This is a genomic window from Actinoplanes sp. NPDC049316, assembly GCF_040677315.1.
GTDB lineage: Bacteria > Actinomycetota > Actinomycetes > Mycobacteriales > Micromonosporaceae > Actinoplanes.
The window spans coordinates 105,939-127,194 of sequence record NZ_JBFAQM010000008.1; the positions used below are offsets into that span (position 1 = coordinate 105,939).

17 protein-coding genes are annotated in these 21,256 nt (G+C 71.4%); 6 read left to right on the top strand and 11 right to left on the bottom strand.

All coding sequences use genetic code 11. The features are described from left to right. The first annotated feature begins 107 nt into the window (after window positions 1-107). Window positions 108-854: a dienelactone hydrolase family protein gene (locus AB0K03_RS14965; protein WP_364684518.1), complete on the top strand. Its 747-nt coding sequence runs from the start codon at window positions 108-110 to the stop codon at window positions 852-854. Here the strand turns inward: AB0K03_RS14965 and AB0K03_RS14970 are convergent. The 5 genes from AB0K03_RS14970 to AB0K03_RS14990 are packed head-to-tail and all read right to left on the bottom strand — an operon-like array spanning window position 847 to window position 5,890. Then, window positions 847-1,284, bottom strand: a complete 438-nt coding sequence (locus AB0K03_RS14970) for a VOC family protein (protein ID WP_364684520.1) — start codon at window positions 1,282-1,284, stop codon at window positions 847-849. The two genes, AB0K03_RS14965 and AB0K03_RS14970, sit on opposite strands and share 8 nt — an antisense overlap. 16 nt (window positions 1,285-1,300) lie before the next feature. Beyond that, window positions 1,301-1,654 carry a hypothetical protein gene (locus AB0K03_RS14975; RefSeq protein ID WP_364684521.1) on the bottom strand — a complete coding sequence of 118 codons (354 nt, stop codon included), beginning with the start codon at window positions 1,652-1,654 and terminating at the stop codon, window positions 1,301-1,303. Between the two features lies 1 nt (window position 1,655). After that, window positions 1,656-3,290, bottom strand: coding sequence for a polysaccharide deacetylase family protein (locus tag AB0K03_RS14980; RefSeq protein WP_364684523.1), 1,635 nt, complete (start codon window positions 3,288-3,290; stop codon window positions 1,656-1,658). After that, complete coding sequence (gene wecB / locus AB0K03_RS14985) at window positions 3,290-4,513, bottom strand: non-hydrolyzing UDP-N-acetylglucosamine 2-epimerase (RefSeq protein WP_364684524.1); 1,224 nt, start codon at window positions 4,511-4,513, stop codon at window positions 3,290-3,292. Before wecB ends, AB0K03_RS14980 begins: the two co-directional genes overlap by 1 nt. 30 nt (window positions 4,514-4,543) lie before the next feature. Continuing rightward, window positions 4,544-5,890 carry a glycosyltransferase gene (locus AB0K03_RS14990; RefSeq protein WP_364684526.1) on the bottom strand — a complete coding sequence of 449 codons (1,347 nt, stop codon included), beginning with the start codon at window positions 5,888-5,890 and terminating at the stop codon, window positions 4,544-4,546. Between the two features lie 324 nt (window positions 5,891-6,214). Here AB0K03_RS14990 and AB0K03_RS14995 point away from each other — a divergent pair, with 324 nt between their 5' ends. The 5 genes from AB0K03_RS14995 (at window position 6,215) to AB0K03_RS15015 (ending at window position 14,616) form a co-directional block, all read left to right on the top strand. Continuing rightward, complete coding sequence (locus AB0K03_RS14995) at window positions 6,215-6,466, top strand: hypothetical protein (protein WP_364684528.1); 252 nt, start codon at window positions 6,215-6,217, stop codon at window positions 6,464-6,466. A 124-nt stretch (window positions 6,467-6,590) separates the two neighbouring features. Then, the gene (locus AB0K03_RS15000) at window positions 6,591-7,166 is read left to right on the top strand and encodes a hypothetical protein (protein ID WP_364684529.1); all 576 of its coding nucleotides are present in this window, start codon (window positions 6,591-6,593) and stop codon (window positions 7,164-7,166) included. Window positions 7,167-7,218: 52 nt separating this feature from the next. After that, window positions 7,219-9,216, top strand: a complete 1,998-nt coding sequence (locus AB0K03_RS15005; RefSeq protein WP_364684531.1) for an SPFH domain-containing protein — start codon at window positions 7,219-7,221, stop codon at window positions 9,214-9,216. After that, a complete protein-coding gene (locus AB0K03_RS15010; RefSeq protein WP_364684533.1) occupies window positions 9,213-14,045 on the top strand; it encodes a DNA repair ATPase in 4,833 nt (1,610 codons plus the stop codon). Before AB0K03_RS15005 ends, AB0K03_RS15010 begins: the two co-directional genes overlap by 4 nt. A gap of 40 nt (window positions 14,046-14,085) precedes the next feature. Next, on the top strand, window positions 14,086-14,616 hold the full coding sequence (locus AB0K03_RS15015) for a hypothetical protein (protein ID WP_364684535.1): 531 nt from the start codon (window positions 14,086-14,088) through the stop codon (window positions 14,614-14,616). A 3-nt stretch (window positions 14,617-14,619) separates the two neighbouring features. Here AB0K03_RS15015 and AB0K03_RS15020 read toward each other — a convergent pair whose 3' ends face one another. From AB0K03_RS15020 to AB0K03_RS15045, 6 genes are all read right to left on the bottom strand, one after another. Then, window positions 14,620-15,276, bottom strand: a complete 657-nt coding sequence (locus tag AB0K03_RS15020) for a hypothetical protein (protein ID WP_364684537.1) — start codon at window positions 15,274-15,276, stop codon at window positions 14,620-14,622. Between the two features lie 94 nt (window positions 15,277-15,370). Beyond that, complete coding sequence (locus AB0K03_RS15025; RefSeq protein ID WP_364684539.1) at window positions 15,371-16,003, bottom strand: ATP/GTP-binding protein; 633 nt, start codon at window positions 16,001-16,003, stop codon at window positions 15,371-15,373. After that, window positions 15,981-16,460, bottom strand: coding sequence for a DUF742 domain-containing protein (locus AB0K03_RS15030; protein WP_364684541.1), 480 nt, complete (start codon window positions 16,458-16,460; stop codon window positions 15,981-15,983). The genes AB0K03_RS15025 and AB0K03_RS15030 overlap by 23 nt, the downstream gene beginning before the upstream one ends. Beyond that, window positions 16,457-16,927: a roadblock/LC7 domain-containing protein gene (locus tag AB0K03_RS15035; protein WP_364684543.1), complete on the bottom strand. Its 471-nt coding sequence runs from the start codon at window positions 16,925-16,927 to the stop codon at window positions 16,457-16,459. The genes AB0K03_RS15030 and AB0K03_RS15035 overlap by 4 nt, the downstream gene beginning before the upstream one ends. Next, window positions 16,924-19,656, bottom strand: a complete 2,733-nt coding sequence (locus AB0K03_RS15040; RefSeq protein WP_364684545.1) for a nitrate- and nitrite sensing domain-containing protein — start codon at window positions 19,654-19,656, stop codon at window positions 16,924-16,926. The genes AB0K03_RS15035 and AB0K03_RS15040 overlap by 4 nt, the downstream gene beginning before the upstream one ends. Continuing rightward, on the bottom strand, window positions 19,643-20,710 hold the full coding sequence (locus AB0K03_RS15045; protein WP_364684547.1) for a hypothetical protein: 1,068 nt from the start codon (window positions 20,708-20,710) through the stop codon (window positions 19,643-19,645). The genes AB0K03_RS15040 and AB0K03_RS15045 overlap by 14 nt, the downstream gene beginning before the upstream one ends. Window positions 20,711-21,256 lie beyond the last annotated feature (546 nt).

Genomic DNA, 21,256 nt, shown 5'->3' on the forward strand with positions numbered 1-21,256 from the left:
TTCTGCCAATTTCCTTAAGTCTGGTTCAAGTCGCTGACCGCGGCACCGTTGATCACCATCGGTGAGCATGCGCGGGATGACGTCCGGCGGGGGATACGGTTCGAGGCATGCAGAAGACCACCGTGGACATCACGACCGAGGACGGGGTGGCCGACGCCTACCTCGTCCGGCCCGGCGGCGAGGGGTCGTACCCGGGCGTGCTCCTCTACATGGACGCGTTCGGCCTGCGGCCGCGCATCGAGGAGATGGCCGGCCGGATCGCCGACCGCGGGTACGTCGTCCTCGCGCCGAACATCCTCTACCGTGGCGGCCGCTCCCCGCAGATCGACCTGAGCCGGCTGTCCGACCCCGCCGCCCGGGAGTCGATCTTCGGCAAGGTCATGCCGCTGGTCATGGCGCTGGACACCGACAAGATCGTCCGGGACTCGAAGGCGTACCTGGACTTCCTCGCGGCCCAGGACGGCGTCGCGCCGGGTCCCGTCGTGGCGACGGGCTACTGCATGGGCGGCACGAACGCGGTCAAGGCGATCGAGGCGTACCCGGACCGGATCAAGGGCGTGGCCAGCTTCCACGGCGGCCGCCTCGTCACCGACCAGCCGGACAGCCCGCACCTGCACGTCGGCGCGGTGACCGGCGAGCTGTACTTCGCCCACGCCGACAACGACCACTCGATGAACGCCGAGCAGATCGCCACCCTCGAGGCCGCCCTGGACAAGGCCGGCGTGCGCTACACCTCCGAGGTGTACGAGGGAGCGCCGCACGGCTTCACCATGTCCGACACCGCGGCGTACGTCGAGGCCGCCGAGAAGCGGCACTGGGAGAACCTGTTCGCGTTCCTCGACCGCCTCAGCTGATGCAGAACTCGTTGCCCTCCGGGTCGGCCATGGTCATCCAGGAATGCGGGCCCTGCCGCTCGGCGTGAAGGAAGGTGGCGCCGCGGACGACGAGCTTGTCCCGCTCCTGTTCGCGGCGCTCCTCGCCGACCCAGATGTCGACGTGGATGCGGTCCTTCACCGTCTTCGGCTCCGGCACCCGGTTGAAGAGCATCCGGTACGGCTTCCCGCCGGGCAGCGCCTCCGGGTGCCGGATCGCCGCCCCGTCCTTCCACACCAGACGGCCCTCGAAGACGGTGGTCTGCTCGTCGGTCGCGTACCCCTTGGCGATCATGTCCTTGATGAACGCCTCGTCCTGACCCTCGACGTCCCAGCCGAGCGTCTCGGCCCACCAGGCGGCCTGGCGGTGCGGGTCGGCGGAGTCGACGGTTACCTGGAATGCGTATGCCATCCCCGCAGCGTAACGGTCATTCCCCGGCGGCGAGGCCCGCGAAATACCGGGCCAGGGCCACCAGATCCCACGCCTGCCGGATGTCACTGATCCTGCCGTCGGTCACGGCCAGGAACTCGGCGAGCCGGACCGTCCCGAACGGCGCGGCGCAGTCGTAGATCAGGGCGGTCCGGTCGCCGGCGTGCACCGCCGAGACGACGGTGACCGAGTCGGCGAACGAGGCGATGCGGTGCTGGGTCTGCACCAGTTCCTCGTCGTCGACCGGGACGCCCAGGTTCCAGGCGATCTCGGCGTCCGGCGCGATCACCCGGCGGACCGCCGCCCGGTCCCGGGAGATCCAGGACCGGGCGTAGAAGTCGGCCACCTCCATGTCAGTTGGCGACCATCGAGTCGCCGCTGACGAAGGTGTAGCCCAGGCCCTTGATGCCCGGCACGAGCTGCTTCAGGTGGTCGGTGCCCAGGTACGGGTGGTAGAAGAAGCTCGCCACGCCGTCGCGGACCACCAGGTTGCGCTTCGCCGAGGCGAGCAGGTCGGCGGGGAGCCGGGCCGGGTGGTTGTTGAACGGCAGGGGCTCGACGTTGCCGATGTTCTCCGGGATGACCACCGAGCCGTAGACGTCGCGGACGGCGTACGGGAAGAACTGCCCGAACTGGCGGCTGTAGTCGATCTTCCCGCCGGAGAGCACGCCGGGGAAGTAGAGGCCCCGGTCGTAGCGCTTGCCGATGATGGAGTTCACGGTCTGGTAGTCGACCGCGCTGCCGGCGTAGTGCGGGAACTCGAACGTCCTCGGCACGCCCAGCCCGGCGAGCGCGAAGGTGAGGCCCGAGGAGGCGATCCGGCTGGCGGCGAACGCGGCGGAGTCGCCGGCGACCGGGCCGTCGTAGATCACGCTGTCGTTCGCGTCGACGTGCGCGGCGTAGAACTCGAAGTCGTTCGCGCTGACGCCGTCGTACGGGTTCGGGGCGGAGCCGTACTGGTGGGTGTAGCCGTGCATGAGCAGCGTGCCGCCGCGCTGCTGCATGTACCGCAGCGCGGAGACCACCTTGGGCCGCTGCAGCAGCGTGTAGTCCTGCGCCTTGCCGTTGTTCTGGACGCCCTTCGGGTCGCGGTAGCGCGGGTAGACGGCGACGCTGAACGGGACCTTCTGGGCGTACAGGTAGTCGGCGATCGCGCGCAGCTCGCCGGGGTCGGAGTCGGGGCCGACGTCCTCGATGCGGGCCAGCGCGCGGTGCCGCTCACGGGACACCCCGGTGTTTCCGAGCGAGTCGAAGAGCAGGTCGGCGAAGGCGAGGTAGCGGTCGTCGTGGGTCACGTACGCGAACGGGATCTCACCCACGTACGTGAAGTTGCCGGACTGCACCGCCCACGGGAACGAAGTGCCGTCCGGGCGTACGGCGGAAGCAAGGGTCTTGACCTTCGCCCCGTCGGTGATCGACAGGTTCATGATCCCGGACTTGTTCACGGTGTCGCGGGTGAGCTCGGTGCCCTTGTAGCCGACCTCGGCCACGTCGGCGAAGTCGAACGCGCCGCTGGTGAATCCGTGCGCCGCCGAGAAGCCGGCATCGCGGGAGGTCAGCTGCCAGATGTTGTCGAAGACCCAGGTGACCGGCTTGGTCGTCGCGGCGACGTCGTCGAGGAATGCGGCCGGCAGCGGCTCGTCGTACGTCGAACCGAGGTAGACGACCGCGGTGTACGCCGACAGGTCGTTCGCCTTGTAGCTCGCCACGGGCGCGGCGGTCCACGAGCCGAAGTGCGAGGCCAGGTTCGCGGTCTGGGTGGCGTAGACCTCGCCCATCCAGCCGTAGTCGCCGGTGGTGTCGTAGAGCACGAGCGTCTTGGCGGTGCCGCCGCCGGGCGCCGCCTTGCCGGACTTCGCGGCCGGCGTCGGGGTCGTGGTGCGTTCGGCGGCGTCGGCGTCGACCACGCCGACCCCGAGGGCGGCGGTCGCGGCGAGCGCGACGGTCGCGCCGAGGAGGACGCGGCGGGAGAACTTCGGGGTACGCATCAGAACGCTCCGTACGTGACAGTGGCGGGGGATTCCAGGGCGGGCATCGGTGCGGGAGCCTCGGCGAGGCCGAGCAGTGCGGCGGTGGCCTGGGCGGTACGGCGAGCCGCGAGCCCGTCGCCGTACGGGTTGCCGCCCGCGGTCATCGCGTCCCGGCGGACCCGGCTGTCGAGCAGCAGGGCCGCCTCCTTGACGATCAGCTCGGGGTCGGAGCCGACGAGCCGCGCGCAGCCGGCGTGCAGCGACTCGACGCGCTCGGTCACGTCCCGCAGCACCAGGGCCGGTACGCCGAACGACGGCGCCTCCTCCTGGATGCCGCCGGAGTCGGTCAGCACCAGGTACGCCTCCGACAGCAGACGTGACAGGTCCGGGTACGGCAGCGGATCGGTGACCGTGACCCGTTCGACCCCGGCGAGGCCGGCCTCCACCTGGGCGCGGACCGCGGGGTTCGGGTGGCTGGGCAGGATCACGTCGATGTCCGGGTAGCGCGCGACGAGCTCGCGGACCGCCTCCAGGATGCGGTCCAGCGGGGCGCCCCAGGACTCGCGCCGGTGCGCGGTGACGAGCACGAGGCGGTTCGTGCTGCCGGCCCGGGCGGCGGCGACCTGCGGGTTCTCGTACGGCATCCGGCGGCCCGCCACCGCGAGCGTCGCGTCCACGACGGTGTTGCCGGTGATCAGCACGTCGGTCGTCGCGATGTTCTCGTCGAGCAGGTTCATCGCGGCCAGCGGCGTCGGTGCCAGGTGCAGGGCGGCGACCTGGGCGACGAGCCGGCGGTTCGCCTCCTCGGGGAACGGCGAGTCGAGGTCGCCGGAGCGCAGCCCCGCCTCGAGGTGCACCACGGGGATGCGCCGCCAGAACGCGGCCAGCGCGCCGGCCAGGCTGGTCGTGGTGTCGCCCTGGACGATCACCGCGGCCGGGGTCCGCCGCTGCCACAGCTCGTCGAGCTGCCGGATCATCGCGGTGAGCAGCTCGGCCTGGCCGCCGGTGCCACGCTCGACCTGCAGCGTGACGTCCGGGCTGAGGCCGAACGCGGCGAGCGCCTGCCCGACCATCGCGGGGTGCTGGCCGCTGGCGACCAGGACCGGGGTCAGCAGGCCGGCCTCGCGCATGGCGAGGACCACGGGCGCGAGCTTGACGGCTTCGGGGCGGGTGCCGCCGATGAGGTGCACTTCGGGGAGCGAGGGGAGCGAGGGGAGCGAGGGGAGCGAGGGGAGCGACATGCCTTGTCTCCAGGTTCGGGGGGAAAACCTTCAGGCGGCCAGGGCGAGGGATGCGGCGGGTTCGAGCGGCTCCTCGGCGAGCCGCTCGGTCTTGGCCCAGGACTGCTGTCCGCGGGCCTGCCGGACGATCGCGCGGTACGTCGCGACGAGTCCGAGGAGCAGGAAGACCGGGTACGCGAGCGCCGCGGTGAGCAGCCGGCGCAGGGTCTCGTCGCGCAGCCGGTAGCGGTGCACCAGCGCCCAGACGAAGCCGGGGAAGAACGTGACCGCGAACCACATCTCGCCGCTGTAGGCCAGTTCCTGCCAGGACCGCAGGTACGGCATCGGGTGCCCGACGGCGAGCCCGGCCGCGGCGGCCGAGACACCGGCGACGAGAACCACCGTGACCAGCGCGTTGAGCCACGGCGAGACCAGGTAGTGCAGCATCTCGAGCAGCGACGTCACGCCGATCCGCTTCGAGACGACCAGCCGGCGCAGGTAGCGGGCGCACTGCAGGTTGCCCTGCGCCCAGCGGGTGCGCTGCCGGGTGAGCCGCCGCAGGTCGACGACGGCCTGCTGGGTGACCGAGGCCCGGGACGTGTAGCGGATGCCGACGCCGCCGAGGTGCATGCGCAGCCCCAGCTCCAGGTCCTCGACGAGGCAGGCCGACCAGGGCGCGTCGCCGAGAGCCAGCAACGCGGAGAGGCGGGTGAACTGCCCGTTGCCGCCGAGCCCGACGGTGTCGATCGTGTCGCGCAGGCTCTGACAGGCGTTGACGATCGCGCCGAACTCGAGGTCCTGCACGGCGCCGAGGAGCTTGTTGCGGTTGCGGATCCGGACCTGGACCTGGGCGGCGCCGACGCCGGGGTCGCGCATCATCCGGGAGACCTCGAGCAGGATGTTGCGGCTGCCCTGCCCGTCGCCGTCGATGATCCCGATGACCACCTTCGCCGGGTCGACGCCGGCTTCGGCGGTGCGCTCGGCGATGTAGCGGTACGCCGCGTTCAGCGCCTCGCCCTTGCCCTTGCGGGCCTCCGGCAGCTCCCGGCGCAGCACCTGCAGCCGCGGGTGGTCGATGGCCGCGAGCACGTCGGGCGTACGGTCGTCCGACCCGTCGTCGACCACGAGCACCCGGGCCAGCGTGCCGCCGGGACCCCCGAGAGTGAGCGCCGCGTTGACGGTGTTGCCGACGACGACCTCTTCGTTGAGCGCCGGGACGATGATCCAGAAGTGCTCCGGGGTGCCGTCACCGTGCGCCAGCGACTTGTCGACGACCGTACGGCGGTGTGACGCCACGTACCGGACGGCGAAGCTGACGAGCGCCAGCGTGGAGATCGGCCAGGCGAGCAGGATCGCGTACCCGGTGACCACGAGGAGCCAGCTGTCCGCTGCCGTCATCTCCACCCTCCCCGCTGTGACCGACCGTGTTGTCGACCCGGTAACGCTTGCCGCGCTCCTGGACGTATCAGGACATTAAGACGCTACTCAGCGTGATACAAGACCGGCGACCGGAGCGACGGCGCGAACTGTCTGTTCGGCCCATCCCAGACATCTCAGGCAGCGCAATGCGGACAAAACCGGGCCAAGTACAGAAGTTGCCCGCGCCGCTGCGGCGTCCGTTCGCCGGAGCTGTCGGTGACTTTCTGTGATAGCGGCCGTCACGCAGCAGGTGTCGCCGCGGCGGCGATTCCTGTGACTCTCGGTGAGGTCTATGCTGCGTGCGTGAACCGGATCCTGGTGCGGGCGCTGATCGACCTGGCGGTGGCGATCGAGCTGTCGACCGACGACGAGATCGACCCCCGTACGGCGACGACGCTCCTCGACGACCTGGCCGCGACCCTCGACGACCTCTCGGACGCCGACCGCGACGAACTCATCGACTACATCGAGGAGCAGGCGGATCTCACCCGCGACCCGGACCGCCGCGAGGTTCTGCTCGAGCTCCCCGACACCCTCGCCCTCACCGACGACTGACCCGGCCCGGCCCGGCCGCGATCATGTCCTGACGGGGGAGGTCCGAGGTTGAACGGGCCTGTCATCATCGACATCACCGCAGGAGATCGATCCGGCGGGTGTGTCACGGGGGCGGGGTTCATTCATGGGTGGGTTCTTCGAGGCTGCGCTCAGCTTCCCCACCGTCGTGCTCACGCCGCTACTGGTCGTCGTCATCGGCTACTGGCTGGTCGTCGTCGTCGGCGGCGCCGACCCCGAGGGTGACGGCGTCGAGGGCGGGGGTTTCCTCGGGTTCCTCGGTCTCGGCGGGGTGCCCGCGTCCGTCGTGGTCTCCCTGCTCATCGTCTTCGCGTGGTTCGCCACGCTGGCCGGATCGCAGCTGCTCGGCGCGATCCCGGCCGCGCTCGTCCTGGGCGCCGCCGTCGTCGTGGCCTGGATCGCCGCGCGGGTGGCCGTACTGATCATCAAGCGTTTCCTGCCGCCCGGCGCCGAGCCGTCGCGGGCCGACTTCCTCGGGCTGACCTGCGTCGTGCGCACCGGGCGGGTCACCCGCACGTTCGGGCAGGCCGAGGTGCACGCGCCCGACGGCTCCTCCGCCATCGTGCAGGTCCGCCAGGCCGGCGACGACGACCTGCGCGCCGGCACGGTCGCCGTGCTCTACGACGTCGACCGCGACGGCGACTTCTTCTGGATCATCCCCGCCGACATCGCACAGAAGTAACCAATCCAACCGCCCCACCCGCCACCCATAGGTACGACAGAAGGCTGTTCAAATGGACGTGATCTCCACCGGTATCGGTGTGCTCATCGCCGTGGTGCTGCTCATCGCGCTCGGCGTCGTGTTCTTCATCAGCCGCATGTTCCGCAAGGTGGAGCAGGGCAAGGCCCTGATCGTCAGCAAGGTGCGCCGCGTCGACGTCACGTTCACCGGCGCGGTCGTGCTGCCGGTGCTGCACAAGGCCGAGGTCATGGACATCTCGGTCAAGACCATCGAGATCTCGCGTACGGGCCGCGAGGGGCTGATCTGCCGCGACAACATCCGCGCGGACATCCGGATCACCTTCTTCGTGCGCGTGAACAAGACGACCGAGGACGTCATCAAGGTCGCGCAGGCGATCGGCACCACCCGCGCCAGCAGCGAGCAGACGCTGCAGGAGCTGTTCAACGCGAAGTTCTCCGAGGCGTTGAAGACCGTCGGCAAGCAGCTGGACTTCGTCGACCTCTACACCAAGCGCAACGAGTTCCGGGACCAGATCATCGAGGTGATCGGCACCGACCTGAACGGGTACAGCCTCGAGGACGCGGCGATCGACTTCCTCGAGCAGACGCCGCTGGTGTCGCTCGACCCGAAGAACATCCTCGACGCGCAGGGCATCCGGAAGATCACCGAGCTCACCGCGATCGAGTCGGTCCGCACCAACGACTACCGGCGCAACGAGGAGAAGGAGATCACCCGGCAGAACGTGGACGCCAAGGAGGCGATCCTCGAGCTGGAGCGCCGGCAGGCCGACGCGGAGATCAAGCAGCGCCGGGAGATCGAGACCATGCGGGCCCGCGAGGAAGCCGAGATCGCCCTGGCGCACGCCCAGGAGCGGCTGCGCGCCGAGGCCGCCCACCTGCAGACGGAACAGCAGCTCGGGGTGCAGCAGGAGAACAAGGCCCGGGAGATCGCGGTCGCGGAGAAGAACCGCGAGCGGGTCATCGCGATCGAGACCGAGCGCATCGAGAAGGACCGGATGCTCGAGGTCATCGGCCGCGAGCGGGAGACGCAGCTCTCCACGATCGCCAAGGACAAGGAGGTCGAGGCGGAGAAGCGCTCGATCGCCGAGGTGATCCGCGAGCGCATCGCCGTCGAGAAGACCGTCGCCGAGCAGGAGGAGAACATCAAGCGGCTGCGCGTCGTCGAGGAGGCGGAGCGTACCCGTCAGGCCGTGATCATCCAGGCCGAGGCCGAGGCGCAGGAGGCCCTGGTCAAGGACATCAAGGCCGCGGAGGCGGCCGAGGCCGCCGCGAAGTTCAAGGCCCGTGAGGAGCTCCTGCTGGCGGAGGCCCGCCAGCAGACCGCCGAGCTGGACGCCCGGGCGAAGATCCGGCTGGCCGAGGGTACGCAGGCCGAGGCGGCCGCCACCGGCCTCGCCGACGTGCAGGTGCGCGAGCGCAACGCGGAGGTCGTCGAGAAGACGGGCCGCGCCGAGGCCGCCGTGGAGCGGGAGAAGGCGCTGGTCGCCGCCGAGGCGATCCGCGAGAAGCTCAAGGGCGAGGCCGAGGGTCTGCACGAGAAGGCCGGCGCGATGGCGGCGCTGGACGACGCGAGCCGCGAGCACGAGGAGTACCGGCTGCGGCTGGAGATGGAGAAGGAGATCCGGCTCGCCGGCATCCACGTGCACAAGGACATCGCCGAGGCGCAGGCCACGCTCATCGCCACCGGCCTGGAGAAGGCGGACATCGACATCGTCGGCGGCGACTCGGTGTTCTTCGACAAGCTGATCGGCTCGATCACGCTGGGCAAGAGCGTCGACGGCTTCGTCCAGCACTCCGACGTCGTGCAGGGGCTCGGCGCGCGCTACCTGGACGGCTCGGCGAACTTCGCCGACGACCTCGGCCGGGTGGTCGGCGCGGTCAACACCGGTGACGTGGCGAACCTGACGCTGTCGGCGTTCCTCACCCAGCAGATCAAGGCCGGCAACGGGGACTCCGGCAAGCTGCGCGAGCTGCTCGCGGCCGCCAAAGAGATGGGCATCGCCGACGCGAAGGTGCCGGCGACCCGGTGACCGACGCGACCACGGGAACCCTCGACGCGGGCACCTACGAGGTCCTGCGCGGCCGGCTCGGGGCTCAGGCCAAGGAGCTGGCCGCGCGGGCGGAGGCGCTCAACGCCCGCCGGATGGAGACGTTCGGCGGGCAGCAGATGCGGCTGCTCGGCGCGGAGCGGATCCGTACGGAGAACAACTGCGTCCCGCGCGACATCGTGCAGGTCGGCGGCGTGATGCTGTTCGGCTACAACGTGTTCATCGGGCTGAAGACCGAGACCACAGTCGCCGACGTGTTCGCCGTGCACGGGTTCGCGGACGGCAAGTTCCACGAGACGACGCTGCCGGGGCTGCTCGACGATCCGCAGTTCCTGCGCGACTTCGCCGAGCTGTACCGCTACTACCGTGAGACGCATCTGTTGCAGCTGCGCCGGCTGGAGGGCGTGCTGCTGGCCGTCTTCCAGACCGGCGCCCGCGCCGACGACCTCAAGGTGCTGCGCTGGCGGGTCGGCACGGACGGCTCGGTGTCGTACGTGGACAACCGCGGCGAACGCGACCACGTCTTCCCGCCCTCGCACGACTTCGAGTGGCGGCTCACCACCCGTGAGCAGCACATCCTCGGCCGGCACCCGCACGTGTCGATCGAGGACGAGGTCTTCGTGGAGACGGTCGGCGGCACGCTCACCGTCAAGGTCGAGAACAACACCGAGGACGGCGAGGGCATCTTCTCCGAGCCCGTCGACGAGCCGCTGCAGAGCCTCGCCGACGCGGAGATCGCGTACGCCCGGATCGGTCCGCTGATCTTGCTGCGCGTGCTGCCGTACAAGGAGACCGCGCACCGGTATCTGGTGTTCAACACCCGTACGCGCGACGTCGTCCGCCTCGACGGGATCGGCCAGGCGTGCCAGCGGCTGCCCGAGGACCAGGGCGTCATCTTCCCCGGCGGCTACTACCTGTCGACGGGCATCGCCAAGACGTTCGACGCCGACGTGGCCGACCTCGAGTTCGAACGGGTGGTGCGCTCGGTCAACGGCGAGGACGTGCTGTACGTCTTCCACGCCCGGGTCAACGGACGGTACCTGCTGCTGCCGTACAACGTGATCCGCAAGGAGGTCGCCACCCCGATCGCCTGCCAGGGCTACTCGCTGTTCGACGACGGCACCCTGGTCGCCTTCCGGGCCGGTTCCGACGAGCCGACCCGGGTGCACCCGATGCAGGTGTGGCAGACGCCGTACGTCTCCGACACCTTCGCCGCCGCGCAGCCGGTCGGCGAGGGACCGCTGGAGCGCGTCGGCAACGCCGACCTGGTCCGCGGCATCGCCGACGCGCTGTCGGTGGCCCGCATGGTCGACGAGATGAGCCCGTCCGGGCCGGTCTTCGAGGCCATCATCGCCGCCTGCACCCGGCTCTTCGACAACTACCACTGGCTGGCCGAGGACGAGCTCGAGGACCTCGCCGCCCCGGTGTCCGAGGTACGGGCCACCGCGGAGCAGGTGCTCGACGAGTTCGAGTCGGTGCAGGCGCTGACCGCCCAGGCCACCGCCGCGGTGGACGAGGCGGCCGCCGCGACGACCTCGCTGATCCGGCGGGCCCGCGGCGAGGTGCCGACCAGCACCGACGCGTGGATCCGGCAGCTCGCCGCGCTCCGCCAGGCCCAGGGTCACGTCGTGACCCTGCGCGAGATGCGGTACGCCGACACCGCCCGCCTCGACGCGCTGGGCGCCGAGCTGGCCGGCGAGGTCGACTCGACCGCCCGCCGGGCCGTCGAGTTCCTGCGCCGCGACGACGCCTTCACCGGCTACCAGCAGTCGGTGGAGCAGTTGGTCGCCGACGCGGCCGCCATCACCACGGTCGCCGAGGCGGGCCCGGTGGCCGAGCGGCTCACCGAGCAGGCCGACGGGCTGCAGGTGGTCACCGAGGTCGTCGGCGGCCTCGACATCGCCGACGCCACCGTGCGCGTGGCGATCCTCGAGCACATCGGCGAGATCCTCGGCGGCGTCAACCGCGCCCGCGCCACCCTGGACGGCCGCCGGCGCGAACTGGCCGCCGCCGAGGGCCGCGCCGCGTTCGCCGCCGAGTTCGCCCTGCTCGGGCAGTCCGTCACCGCCGGGCTGGCCGCCGCCGACACCCCCGAGCGCGGCGACGAGCAGCTGGCCAAGCTGATGCTGCAGATCGAGGCGCTCGAGTCGCGGTTCGGCGATTTCGACGACTTCGCCGACCAGCTGACCGCGAAGCGTACGGAGGTCTACGAGGCGTTCGCCGCCCGGCGGCAGGCGCTGCTGGACGAGCGGGCCCGCCGCGCCGACCGGCTGTTCGGCTCGGCCCAGCGCACCCTGGCCAGCGTGCAGCGCCGGGTCGCCACGCTGGGCACGGTCGACGAGGTCAACACGTACTTCGCCACCGACCCGATGGTGGGCAAGCTGCGGCAGGTCGCCGACGAGCTGCGTACCCTCGGCGACACCGTGCGGGCCGAGGAGCTGGACGGGCGGGTCAAGGCCGCGCGGCAGGAGGCCGGCCGGGCCCTGCGCGACCGGCTCGACCTCTACGGCGCCGACGGCACCACCATCAAGCTGGGCCGGCACACCTTCGCGGTGAACACGCAGGCCATCGACCTGACGCTCGTGCCCGACGGCGCCGAGCTGGCGTTCGCCGTCACCGGCACCGATTTCCGGGCGCCGATCCGCGACGAGGCGTTCCGGGCCACCCGGCAGTTCTGGGACCAGCCGCTGGCCTCCGAATCACCCCAGGTCTCGCGCGCGGAACACCTGGCCGCGGCGCTGCTCGCCGAGGATCCGGCGGGTGCGGCGGCCGCGCTGGCCGACGGCACGCTCCGCGATCTGGTACGCCGGGGAGCCGAGGCCCGCTACGACGAGGGCTACGAACGCGGCGTCCACGACAGCGACGCCGCCCTGATCCTCGGCGCGGTGATCCGGCTGCATGCGGCGGCCGGCCTGCTACGCTACCCGGCGCCCGTCCGGGCCGCGGCGCAGCTGTTCTGGGCCCGGCTTCCGGCGGACGAGCAGGCGTCCTGGAGTGTCCGCGCCGGATCGCTCGTGCGGGCCCGGGACATGTTCGGCGCGGGCCAGGACCTCGCCGACCTGTGCGCGTCGCTCGCCGCCGGCGCCGGCGCCGAAGCGGCCGTCGGCGAATACCTCGTGGAAGAGCTCGCGACCGCCCCGGCCGGATTCGTGACCAGCGCTTCGGCGCGGACGTTCCTCGACCGCTTCCATCGCACGCTGTCCGCGGAGGCCGCCCGTTTCTATGCCGACGATCTGCGGGCGTTGGAGAGCGACCCGGCCGCGCGCCGGCAGCTCGTGCACGCGTGGCTGTCGGCGTACCACCGGGCGCACCCCGAGGCCGGTGACGCGAGCGACGTGGCCGAGGCGGTCGCGATCGAGCTGACCGGAACGGCCCTGACCCGGTACGACTCGGCCGCCGCGATCAGCGAGACCGTCGAAGGGCTGCTGTCGACGCATCCGCGGCTGGCCGGCGGGCGGTTGACCGTACGCCTCGACGAGTTCCTCGCGACCACCCGGCGGTTCCGGGACGAGCGGATGCCGGCGTACCGGGCGTACCAGAAACAGCGCACCGCCCTGGCCGCCGCCGAACGTGACCGCCTGCGCCTGGACGAGTTCAAGCCCGGCGTCATGTCCGCGTTCGTGCGCAACCGGTTGCTCGACGAGGTGTACCTGCCGCTGATCGGCGACAACCTGGCTCGCCAGCTCGGCGCCGCCGGCGACGGCAAGCGCACCGACCAGTCCGGCCTGCTGCTGCTGATCTCCCCGCCCGGCTACGGCAAGACGACCCTCATGGAGTACGTCGCCAACCGCCTCGGCCTGGTCTTCGTCAAGGTCAACGGGCCGGCGCTCGGGCACGGGGTGACCTCGCTCGACCCGGCGGAGGCACCGGACGCCACGGCCCGCCAGGAGGTCGAGAAGATCTCGTTCGCGCTGGAGATGGGCAACAACGTCCTGCTCTACCTCGACGACATCCAGCACACCTCACCCGAGCTGCTGCAGAAGTTCATCTCGCTCTGCGACGCGCAGCGCCGGATGGAGGGCGTCTGGGACGGCCGGACGCGCACGTACGACCTGCGCGGCAAGCGGTTCGCGGTGTGCATGGCGGGCAACCCGTACACCGAGAGCGGCACCCGCTTCCGCATCCCCGACATGCTGGCGAACCGGGCCGACGTCTGGAACCTCGGCGACGTGCTCTCCGGCCGCGAGGACGTCTTCGAGATGTCGTACTTGGAGAACGCGCTGACCTCCAACCCGGTGCTGGCGCCGCTGTCCTCGCGCGACCGCGACGACCTGCCGCTGCTCGTCCGCCTCGCCGAGGGCGACGACTCGGTACGCCCCGACCGGCTCAGCTACGCGTACTCGGCGACGGAGCTGGAGCAGGTGCTGTCCGTGCTGCGCAAGATGCGCCGGGTGCAGCGGATCGTGCTGCGCAACAACCAGGCGTACATCGCGTCGGCGGCGCAGTCGGACGCGGCCCGCACCGAGCCGCCGTTCAAGCTGCAGGGCTCGTACCGCAACATGAACAAGCTCGCGGAGCGCATCGTCCCGGTGATGAACGACGCCGAGCTGGAGGCGGTGATCGACGACCACTACCTGGGCGAGGCGCAGACGCTGACCAGCGGTGCGGAGGCCAACCTGCTGAAGCTGGCCGAGCTGCGCGGGCGGCTGACGCCTGCGCAGGCCGAGCGCTGGGAGGAGGTCAAGGCCGCGTTCCGGCGCGAGCAGGCGCTGGGCGGCGCGGAGGACGACCCGATGACCCGGGCCGTCGGCGCGGTGGGGCTGCTCGCCGACCGGGTGGCCGGCGTGGAGCGGGCGATTCTGGGCCGATGACCCGATACCCGTCCGGGGTCCACTGTGGAAACGTGTCGGCATGGAGTACACGGTGGGAGAAGCCGTCGTCTTCGGGACCGACGGGGCGACCAGGGTGCGCGGCATCGTCACCCACGAGGCGGCGGGCAAGACGTGGACCCGGCTGGAGCTGGGCTACCCCTTCGACGCGGAGGAGCCGGAGATATCCCGCGTCCAGGCGAACCACGGCTGTCTGGCGCCGCTCGACCAGGTGCTCGGACGCGGAGGCGTGCCCGCGGTCCTGGAGGAGTTGTCCGGGCCCGTGCCGGACGAGGACCCCACGACGTGGGGCACGGTGTGGGAGACGTACTGGACGATGATCGGCGGCATCACGGCCGACGCGGGGTACGACGAGATGCCGGCCGTGCTGGAAGCGCGTCAGGTCGCGCGTACCGTGCGCAACCTGACCGCGCGGGGGCCGGGTCTGGACCCGCAGCTGGCCCGCCTGCTCGTGACCGCCCGGCAGGTGCTGATCTCCGAGATCGCCCTGGGCGCCGGGATGACGCGGCAGGAGGCGGAGGCGGCGATCGACGAGGCGCTCAGCGGCTCCTGACGCTCAGTCCTGGGCGCGGAGCAGGCTCGGGTCCTCGCGGAGCAGGGCCGCCAGACGCCTGGCCGCCATCTCCGTCTCCTCCTCGCTGACCCGCAGCGGGACCGGCTCGGGCAGCGGGGTCGGCATGCCGGGCGGCGGCCCGGGGTTGGGCCCGGCCGCGCTCGGCTCCCGCGGGGGCGCATGCTGCTCGGGCTGGACCGGGTGGGTGGTCTGCGGGGGCACCTCGGGCGGCGGGGTGGCGGCGAACGGGTGCGGCTGCGGATCCTCGTAGCGGTGCGAGCCCGCCGGCTCGGTCTCCGCGGCCGGGGAACCGAACGAGTAGCCGTTCGGCGGTGTGTACGGCTCCGGCTCCGGCTCCTCGACGGGGTCGATGTCGATGTAGTCGTCGCGACTCGGCTCCGGCGAACGGTGTGCCACCGAGTTGTCCGCGCGCACCTGCACGATGCCGTCCTCGACCGCGAAGTGCAGCAGCACCGGGTCGCCGGCGCCCTCGACGCCGACCGTCACGGCGAGCTCCGCGTGACGCCCGACGACCGCGGCGATCGCCTCGACCAGCTCTGACACCGCCGGCGGGGTGCCCGTGGCCTCTCCCGCGGCGCGGCGGCGCAGCTCGTCCCGGCGCGCCAGCCTGTCGAGCGCGTCGTCCAGTCCGCCTCGCACGTCACCGTCCTCCCGTCACACGCGGTCGCCCGTACCACTGTGCCCGCTCGGAGGGCGGTTTGTGAACCGGGCGACCAGCGACTCGGCGCACACCTTACGACGATCGCATCCGCATGGCCTTGTCGAGGGCCTGATCGAGCACCACGAGCAGGGCATCCCGCACGGAGCCGCGGAAACGGGCGTCGAACTGCAGAACCGGCACGTCCTCGCGGACGGCGAGCGCCCAGCGCACCTCGTCGAGGTTGTAGCCCGCCTGCCCGTTGAACGTGTTGACCCCGACGACGAACGGAAGCCCGGCGCGCTCGAAATAATCCACCGCGGGATAACAGTCGTCGATCCGGGACGTATCGACCACCACGAGCGCGCCCAGCGCGCCGCGGACGAGGTCGTCCCACATGAACGCGAAGCGCGACTGGCCCGGCGTGCCGAACAGGTACAGCTTGAGCGTCTGGTCGATCGTGACGCAGCCGAAGTCCATCGCGATCGTGGTGGTGGTCTTGGCCGTGGCCTGGCCCGGGTCGTCGACGCCGACCGACTCCATGGTCATCTCGGCCTCGGTGGTCAGCGGCGAGATCTCCGAGATGGCGCCCACGGTCGTCGTCTTGCCGACCCCGAAGCCGCCGGCAACGATGATCTTGACCGGCACCGGCGGCGCGGTCCGCTGCGGCGCGCCCGGTACGCGCGCGGTGCCGACGACGCGGCGGTCAGGAAATGGATCGAAGTCCACGGATCACTCGCATGATGGTCTCGGGGTCGGGGAAATCGTTCTCCAACACGTGTACGTCCAGGTGGCCGGCGGCCCGCAGATCACCGACCAGGATCCGCGTGACGCCGAAGTGCAGCCGCAGCCGGGCCGAGATCTCGGCCACCGACAGCGGCTCGCCGCACAGGTGCACGATGGCCCGCTGCTCCGGGGACAGCCGCGCGCTCGCCGCGCCGGGGTGCGCGCTGACCTGCGTCTCCAGTCCGATGTCCGGATCGGCGGCCGCGACCCGGCCGGACGTGATGACGAAGGGCCGCAGCGCCGTCGCGTGCTCGCCGGGCGGCGGCTCCCCGGGCGCGGGCCCGGGAAGCTGGGCCGGCGGCGGGTCGTGCGGCACGCCGGGGCCCGTGGCGCGCAGGAACGGCCGGACACCCGTTGTCGCCGGGTGGTCCGGGTCGTCGGGGTCGGCCGGGAATCTCATTGCTGAACGGCGTTCTTCAATTCAGCGATGAGGCGCGGGCTGAGGGCACCGCCGGCACGGGTGGCGAAGAGGGTCATCTCGTACGCGAGCGTGCCCAGGTTGGCCGTACGGTCGGCGATGACGCCGAGCACCGAGCCGGCGCTGATCGCGGTGACCAGCAGGTAGCCGTCGGCCATGTCGATGATGACCCGGTTCAGGCTGCCCAGCGCGTACCAGCTGGCGGCGCCGCCGGCGAGGCTGGTCAGACCGGAGACCACCGCCGCGAGGCGCTCGGCGTTCGGCCGGTCCTTGATCGCCGACATCGCCATCAGCAGGCCGTCGGAGGACACGGCGATGGCCTCGACGACGCCCGCGGTGCCGGACGTGAACGAGTCCAGCAGCCAGTTGAAGGTCTTCGCCTCCGCACTGAGCTGGGATTGCGCGTAGTCGCGCCCGTTGCCGGTGTCGGTGGAGTAGGGGGAAGTCATCGCGGTTGTCCCTCGTGTTGTGGCTGGCTGTCCTGCATGGCTCGGGCTACGCCGTACTCGAACTGCTCCATGAGCGCCCGGGCGGCGTCCGGATCGAGCGGCTGGGCCGGCGTGGCCGGCGGGGTCGGGTTCATGGGTTCGCTGACCGGCAGCGTCGCGCCGGGCACCCGCCGGGTCAGCGGCGGGTGACCCACCGCCGGCGGCGCCGACATGTCCTGCTCGATGACGTCCCACTGGGCGCGGGACACGCCGGCCTCGAAGGCGTCGAACGCCTCCCGGGCCGCGAGCGCGTCGTCCGGGGTCGGCGGCGCAGCGGGCAGCTTGGGGCCGGTCTCGGCCGGCAACTGGCTGCCGGGAATGCGCCGGCGCAGCGGACTTGCGGTGCCGTTGCGCGACTCCGGGCTCGTGCGCGGCTGCGGCACGATCGCCGGAGGTACGGGCCGAGCCGCCGGCTGCGCCGGGGACATGGGCTGAGCCGCCGGCTGCGGGCGCTGGTACAGGGCCTCCACCGACGCCGACGCCGATGCCGGCAGCACCACCGGGGCGTCGATCACGGGGTGCTGCGGTCCGGAGAACCGGCCGGCCGCGGGCAGCTCCGGCAGCGCGGCCGGGAACCGTCCCGCCACCGGGGTGGCCTCGTAGACCTGGTGGTCGGCGGGGGCCGCTTCCAGCTCCGGCGCGACGGCCCGTACGGCGAAGGCGTTCCAGCTGCGGGCCGCCTCCAGGGTCCGGGTGGCCCGGGTCAGCACGTTGGCGTCGAACGGCTGGGCGCTGCCCGGCACGGACCGCGCGGACCCGCCGGCGATCAGCGGCGCGAACTCGCTGTGCATGCTGGGGACGGTCGCCTGGATCGGGGAGACTGGTACGGGCATCGCCTCCGGCCGGGCCACGAGGTGCGCCGGCCGCAGGTCCACCCACGCAGTGACGCCACCGTCGGCGGTGTCGGTGAGGGTGACCTCGATGCCGTGCCGCCGGGCGAGGCGGCCGACCACGAACAGGCCGAGCACCTCACTGGGCACCAGGTCGAGGCGTTCGCGGCGGGTGAGCCGCGCGTTCTCCTCGGCGAGGCGCTCCGGGGCCAGGCCGAGGCCGTGGTCGACGACCGCCAGGCGGGCGCCGCCCCGCAGCTCCGCCGCGGTGACCGTGACGCGGGTGTGCGGCGGGGAGAACGACGTCGCGTTCTCCATCAGCTCCGCGAGCAGCAGCGTCAGGTCGGCCACGACCGCGGGCACGACCACGATCTCCTCGGGCACCTCCACGTCGACGCGGGTGTAGTCCTCGATCTCACCGAGGGCGAGGCGTACGACGTCGGACAGCGGCAGCGGCGCCATATGATCGTTCGCGCCGGCACCACCGGAGAGCACGACCAGCGCGCTCGCGTTGCGGCGCAGACGGCTGGACATGTGGTCGAGCCGGTAGAGGTCGCCGAGGCGGTCGGTGTCGGTCTCGCGGCGCTCGAGGTTGTCGATCAGCGCGAGTTGGCGGCCGACCAGGTTCTGCGTACGCCGCCCGACGTGTCCGAACATCTGGGCGACGTTGCGGCGGCCGAGCACCTGCCGCTCCACCAGCCGGGCGGCCGTGGTCTGTACGCGGTCGAACGCGCGCGCCAGGTCGCCGATCTCGTCGCGGGCCTCCACGTCGACCGGGTCCAGACGGATCGGCCGGGACGCCTCGTACTCGTCGTCGGCCACGCGTTCCAGCTCCGCCTCGGCGGTGCGGGCGATCCGTTCGGCGGAGGAGGTCAGGCGGCGCAGCGGCCGGGCGACCGCGCGGGCCATGAACAGCGACAGCGCGACCACCAGCAGCAGCAGGAGCAGCGAGCCGCCACCGACCAGCGCGGCGGTACGCAGCGCGTCGTTGCGGTTGCTCGTCACGACCGTGTCCACGTCCGCGGCGACCCGCTTCTCGACGAAGCCGCCGAGGACGATGACGGACCGCAGCGACGGGAACAGCGTCTGGATGCCCAGCTGCTTGATCGCGTTGTCCGGGTCGGTGGCCGCCTCGACCAGGAATCGGGTGCCCACGCGTGAGGCGAAGGCGTCCTGGGCGCCGAGGTAGAGCTTGTACTGCGCGTCGGTGAAGTAAGGCCGCGCGTTGGTGATGACGAACTGCAGCTGCAGCAGCGTCGAGTAGAACAGGCGGACCAGCCCGGCGTTCTTGGTCACCACGGCGGCGGCCAGGTATCCGGACGCCTCGCTGATCATGTTGTCACTGCGGAGGGCCTGCTCGAGGGCGTACATCTGCCGGCCCGTCGAGGTGGTCAGGTCCGCCTTCCGGGACAGGCCGAGCGCGTCGATGATCTGGTTGATCACGGCGCTGAAGTCGCTGACGATCAGGTCCGGCCGGATGGACCGGTCGAGCACGCCGGTCCGGGTGCTGGAGAGCTTGGAGATGTTGTCGACGGCCTTGGTCAGGTCGGCCGAGAGCGGCTCGTCGAGGTGCTTGAGCCCCTGGATGCGGTCGGTCGCCTTGGCGGTCTGCACCGCCAGCTCCGGCTCCTGGACCAGGCCGAACATGTAGCCCACCGAGAGCAGGCGTTCCTCCTGCAGCTCCTGGACCGCCGACCCGACCCGGGTGGCGAGCTGGACGGCGTCGGAGGTGTCCTGGGCGCCGCGCGCGACGTCGACGCGGTTGACGACGATCGGCACGGCCAGCGCCACGACCCCGATGAGGGGTACGAGCACGAGCAGCGTGAGCTTTCCGAGGATGCGGAACTTACCGAAGAGCACCGGATCGCTCCCGCCGTGTCGGGGTGGCGTCGCCGTACGACGGCACCTGGCCGCCGAGGTCGGCACCGGCCGGCCCCACCGTCATGTCGCGGGTGGACTCGCCGGGGACCCGTCCGGACGAGGGCTGCCCGTCGCCGGCCCGGCGCCGGCCGGTCAGCGGCAGGATGATCGCGGCGAGGGCCAGCAGGACCGCCGCGATGCCGGCGGCGAGCGTCTCGAGCGTGCGGTAGCCGAGGCTGTCGAGCCGGTCGTCCAGCAGCCGCGTCATCTCCCGGGTCGTGATGCCGGCGAGGTTGCCGAGCGACACCTGCAGCCGGGTCTGCGCCGTGGCGATGGTGGAGGCGTTCGGCGCGCCGGTCGGGTTGGCGCCGCGGGTGAGCAGCTCGACGCCGCGGCGGAACGCGTCCAGGCCGCTGACCAGGTTGCCGCTCAGCGTCGTGCTGTTGGTGTCGTCGACGGCCGCCTGCAGGTTGTCGGTGAGGCTGTTGACCGAGGTGTTCACCTCGGCCACCGCGGCGCCGAACTGCGGGCCGAGCTGGGCCCGCTGCTGTTCGTCGGCCTTGGCGACGAGCTGGCTCAGGTCGCTCATGCGGCTCATCTGCACGACCGCGACGGGCAGATCGTCGGCCACCGCCTGCTGCAGGTGCGAGACGTCGTTGTCGGGGTCGCGGGCGAGCTCCGAGTTGTTGCGCACCGCGTCGTAGAGGGCCAGCGTGAGGTCGGCGACCTCGACGTGGGCCTGGTAGACGGCGAGCGGGCCGCCGGTGGCCTTGGGGAGCAGGTCGATGCGCTGCTTCAGGCCGCTCCACCTGTCCCGGGTCCGCAGCTCCGCGCCGAGCCGCTGGTCCACCGCGGACACACCGGCGACGGCGGCCGTCAGCGAGCTCGGCGGTGTGGCGACGCCGGACAGCGCCGAGGACTGGGCCTCGGTGAGCGCGCTGACCAGCGGTCCGAGGGCGGTCAGGTACTCGACGCCCTTCTGCTCGAGCCGGGTGCTGTCCTTGCGGCCGGAGACGTCGTCCCAGACCCGGGCGAACAGGATGCCCGCCGGCACGAGTATCAAAAGCGTCAAAACAGTCGCGAGCACGGACCGCGTCCGGGCTCGCCGGTTCTCCACCGAGACTGACATCGCCAATTCCTCCACCATGCGCCCGCGATGGGCCGGTTCGGCGGCTACCCTCCGTAGCCGTGCAAGCGCACCGATCCGGGTCAATCTATCCGAGAAAAAATCATGTGACCCCTTTCCTAGGGTCAGTTTTGGCTCGGCTGATCGGAGGATGGACCGCGGGGCTACCAGGTCGTAGGTGGTTCCGGAACCGCGCTTCACCAGGGAGGTCCCCGCTGGTGGGCGGGAGCGTCCGCGCCCGTGGTGGCTCGCTGCCCGAGTGGAACCCCGGCGGCGGCGCGGCTTCCACAATGGAGTACGCTGTTCTGTCCGTTTCGTGTTACTGACCGGTAAAGACTGCATCACGTAATGGCTCAGCGTCGCTCTGAGTAGTCACTCGGATACAGTTTTTGTCCCACATTTCGGACGCACGGATGAGAAAGCCCGCCCGGTGGAGCAACGGGCGGGCTTTCGGATCTCCGTGGCGGCTTTCGG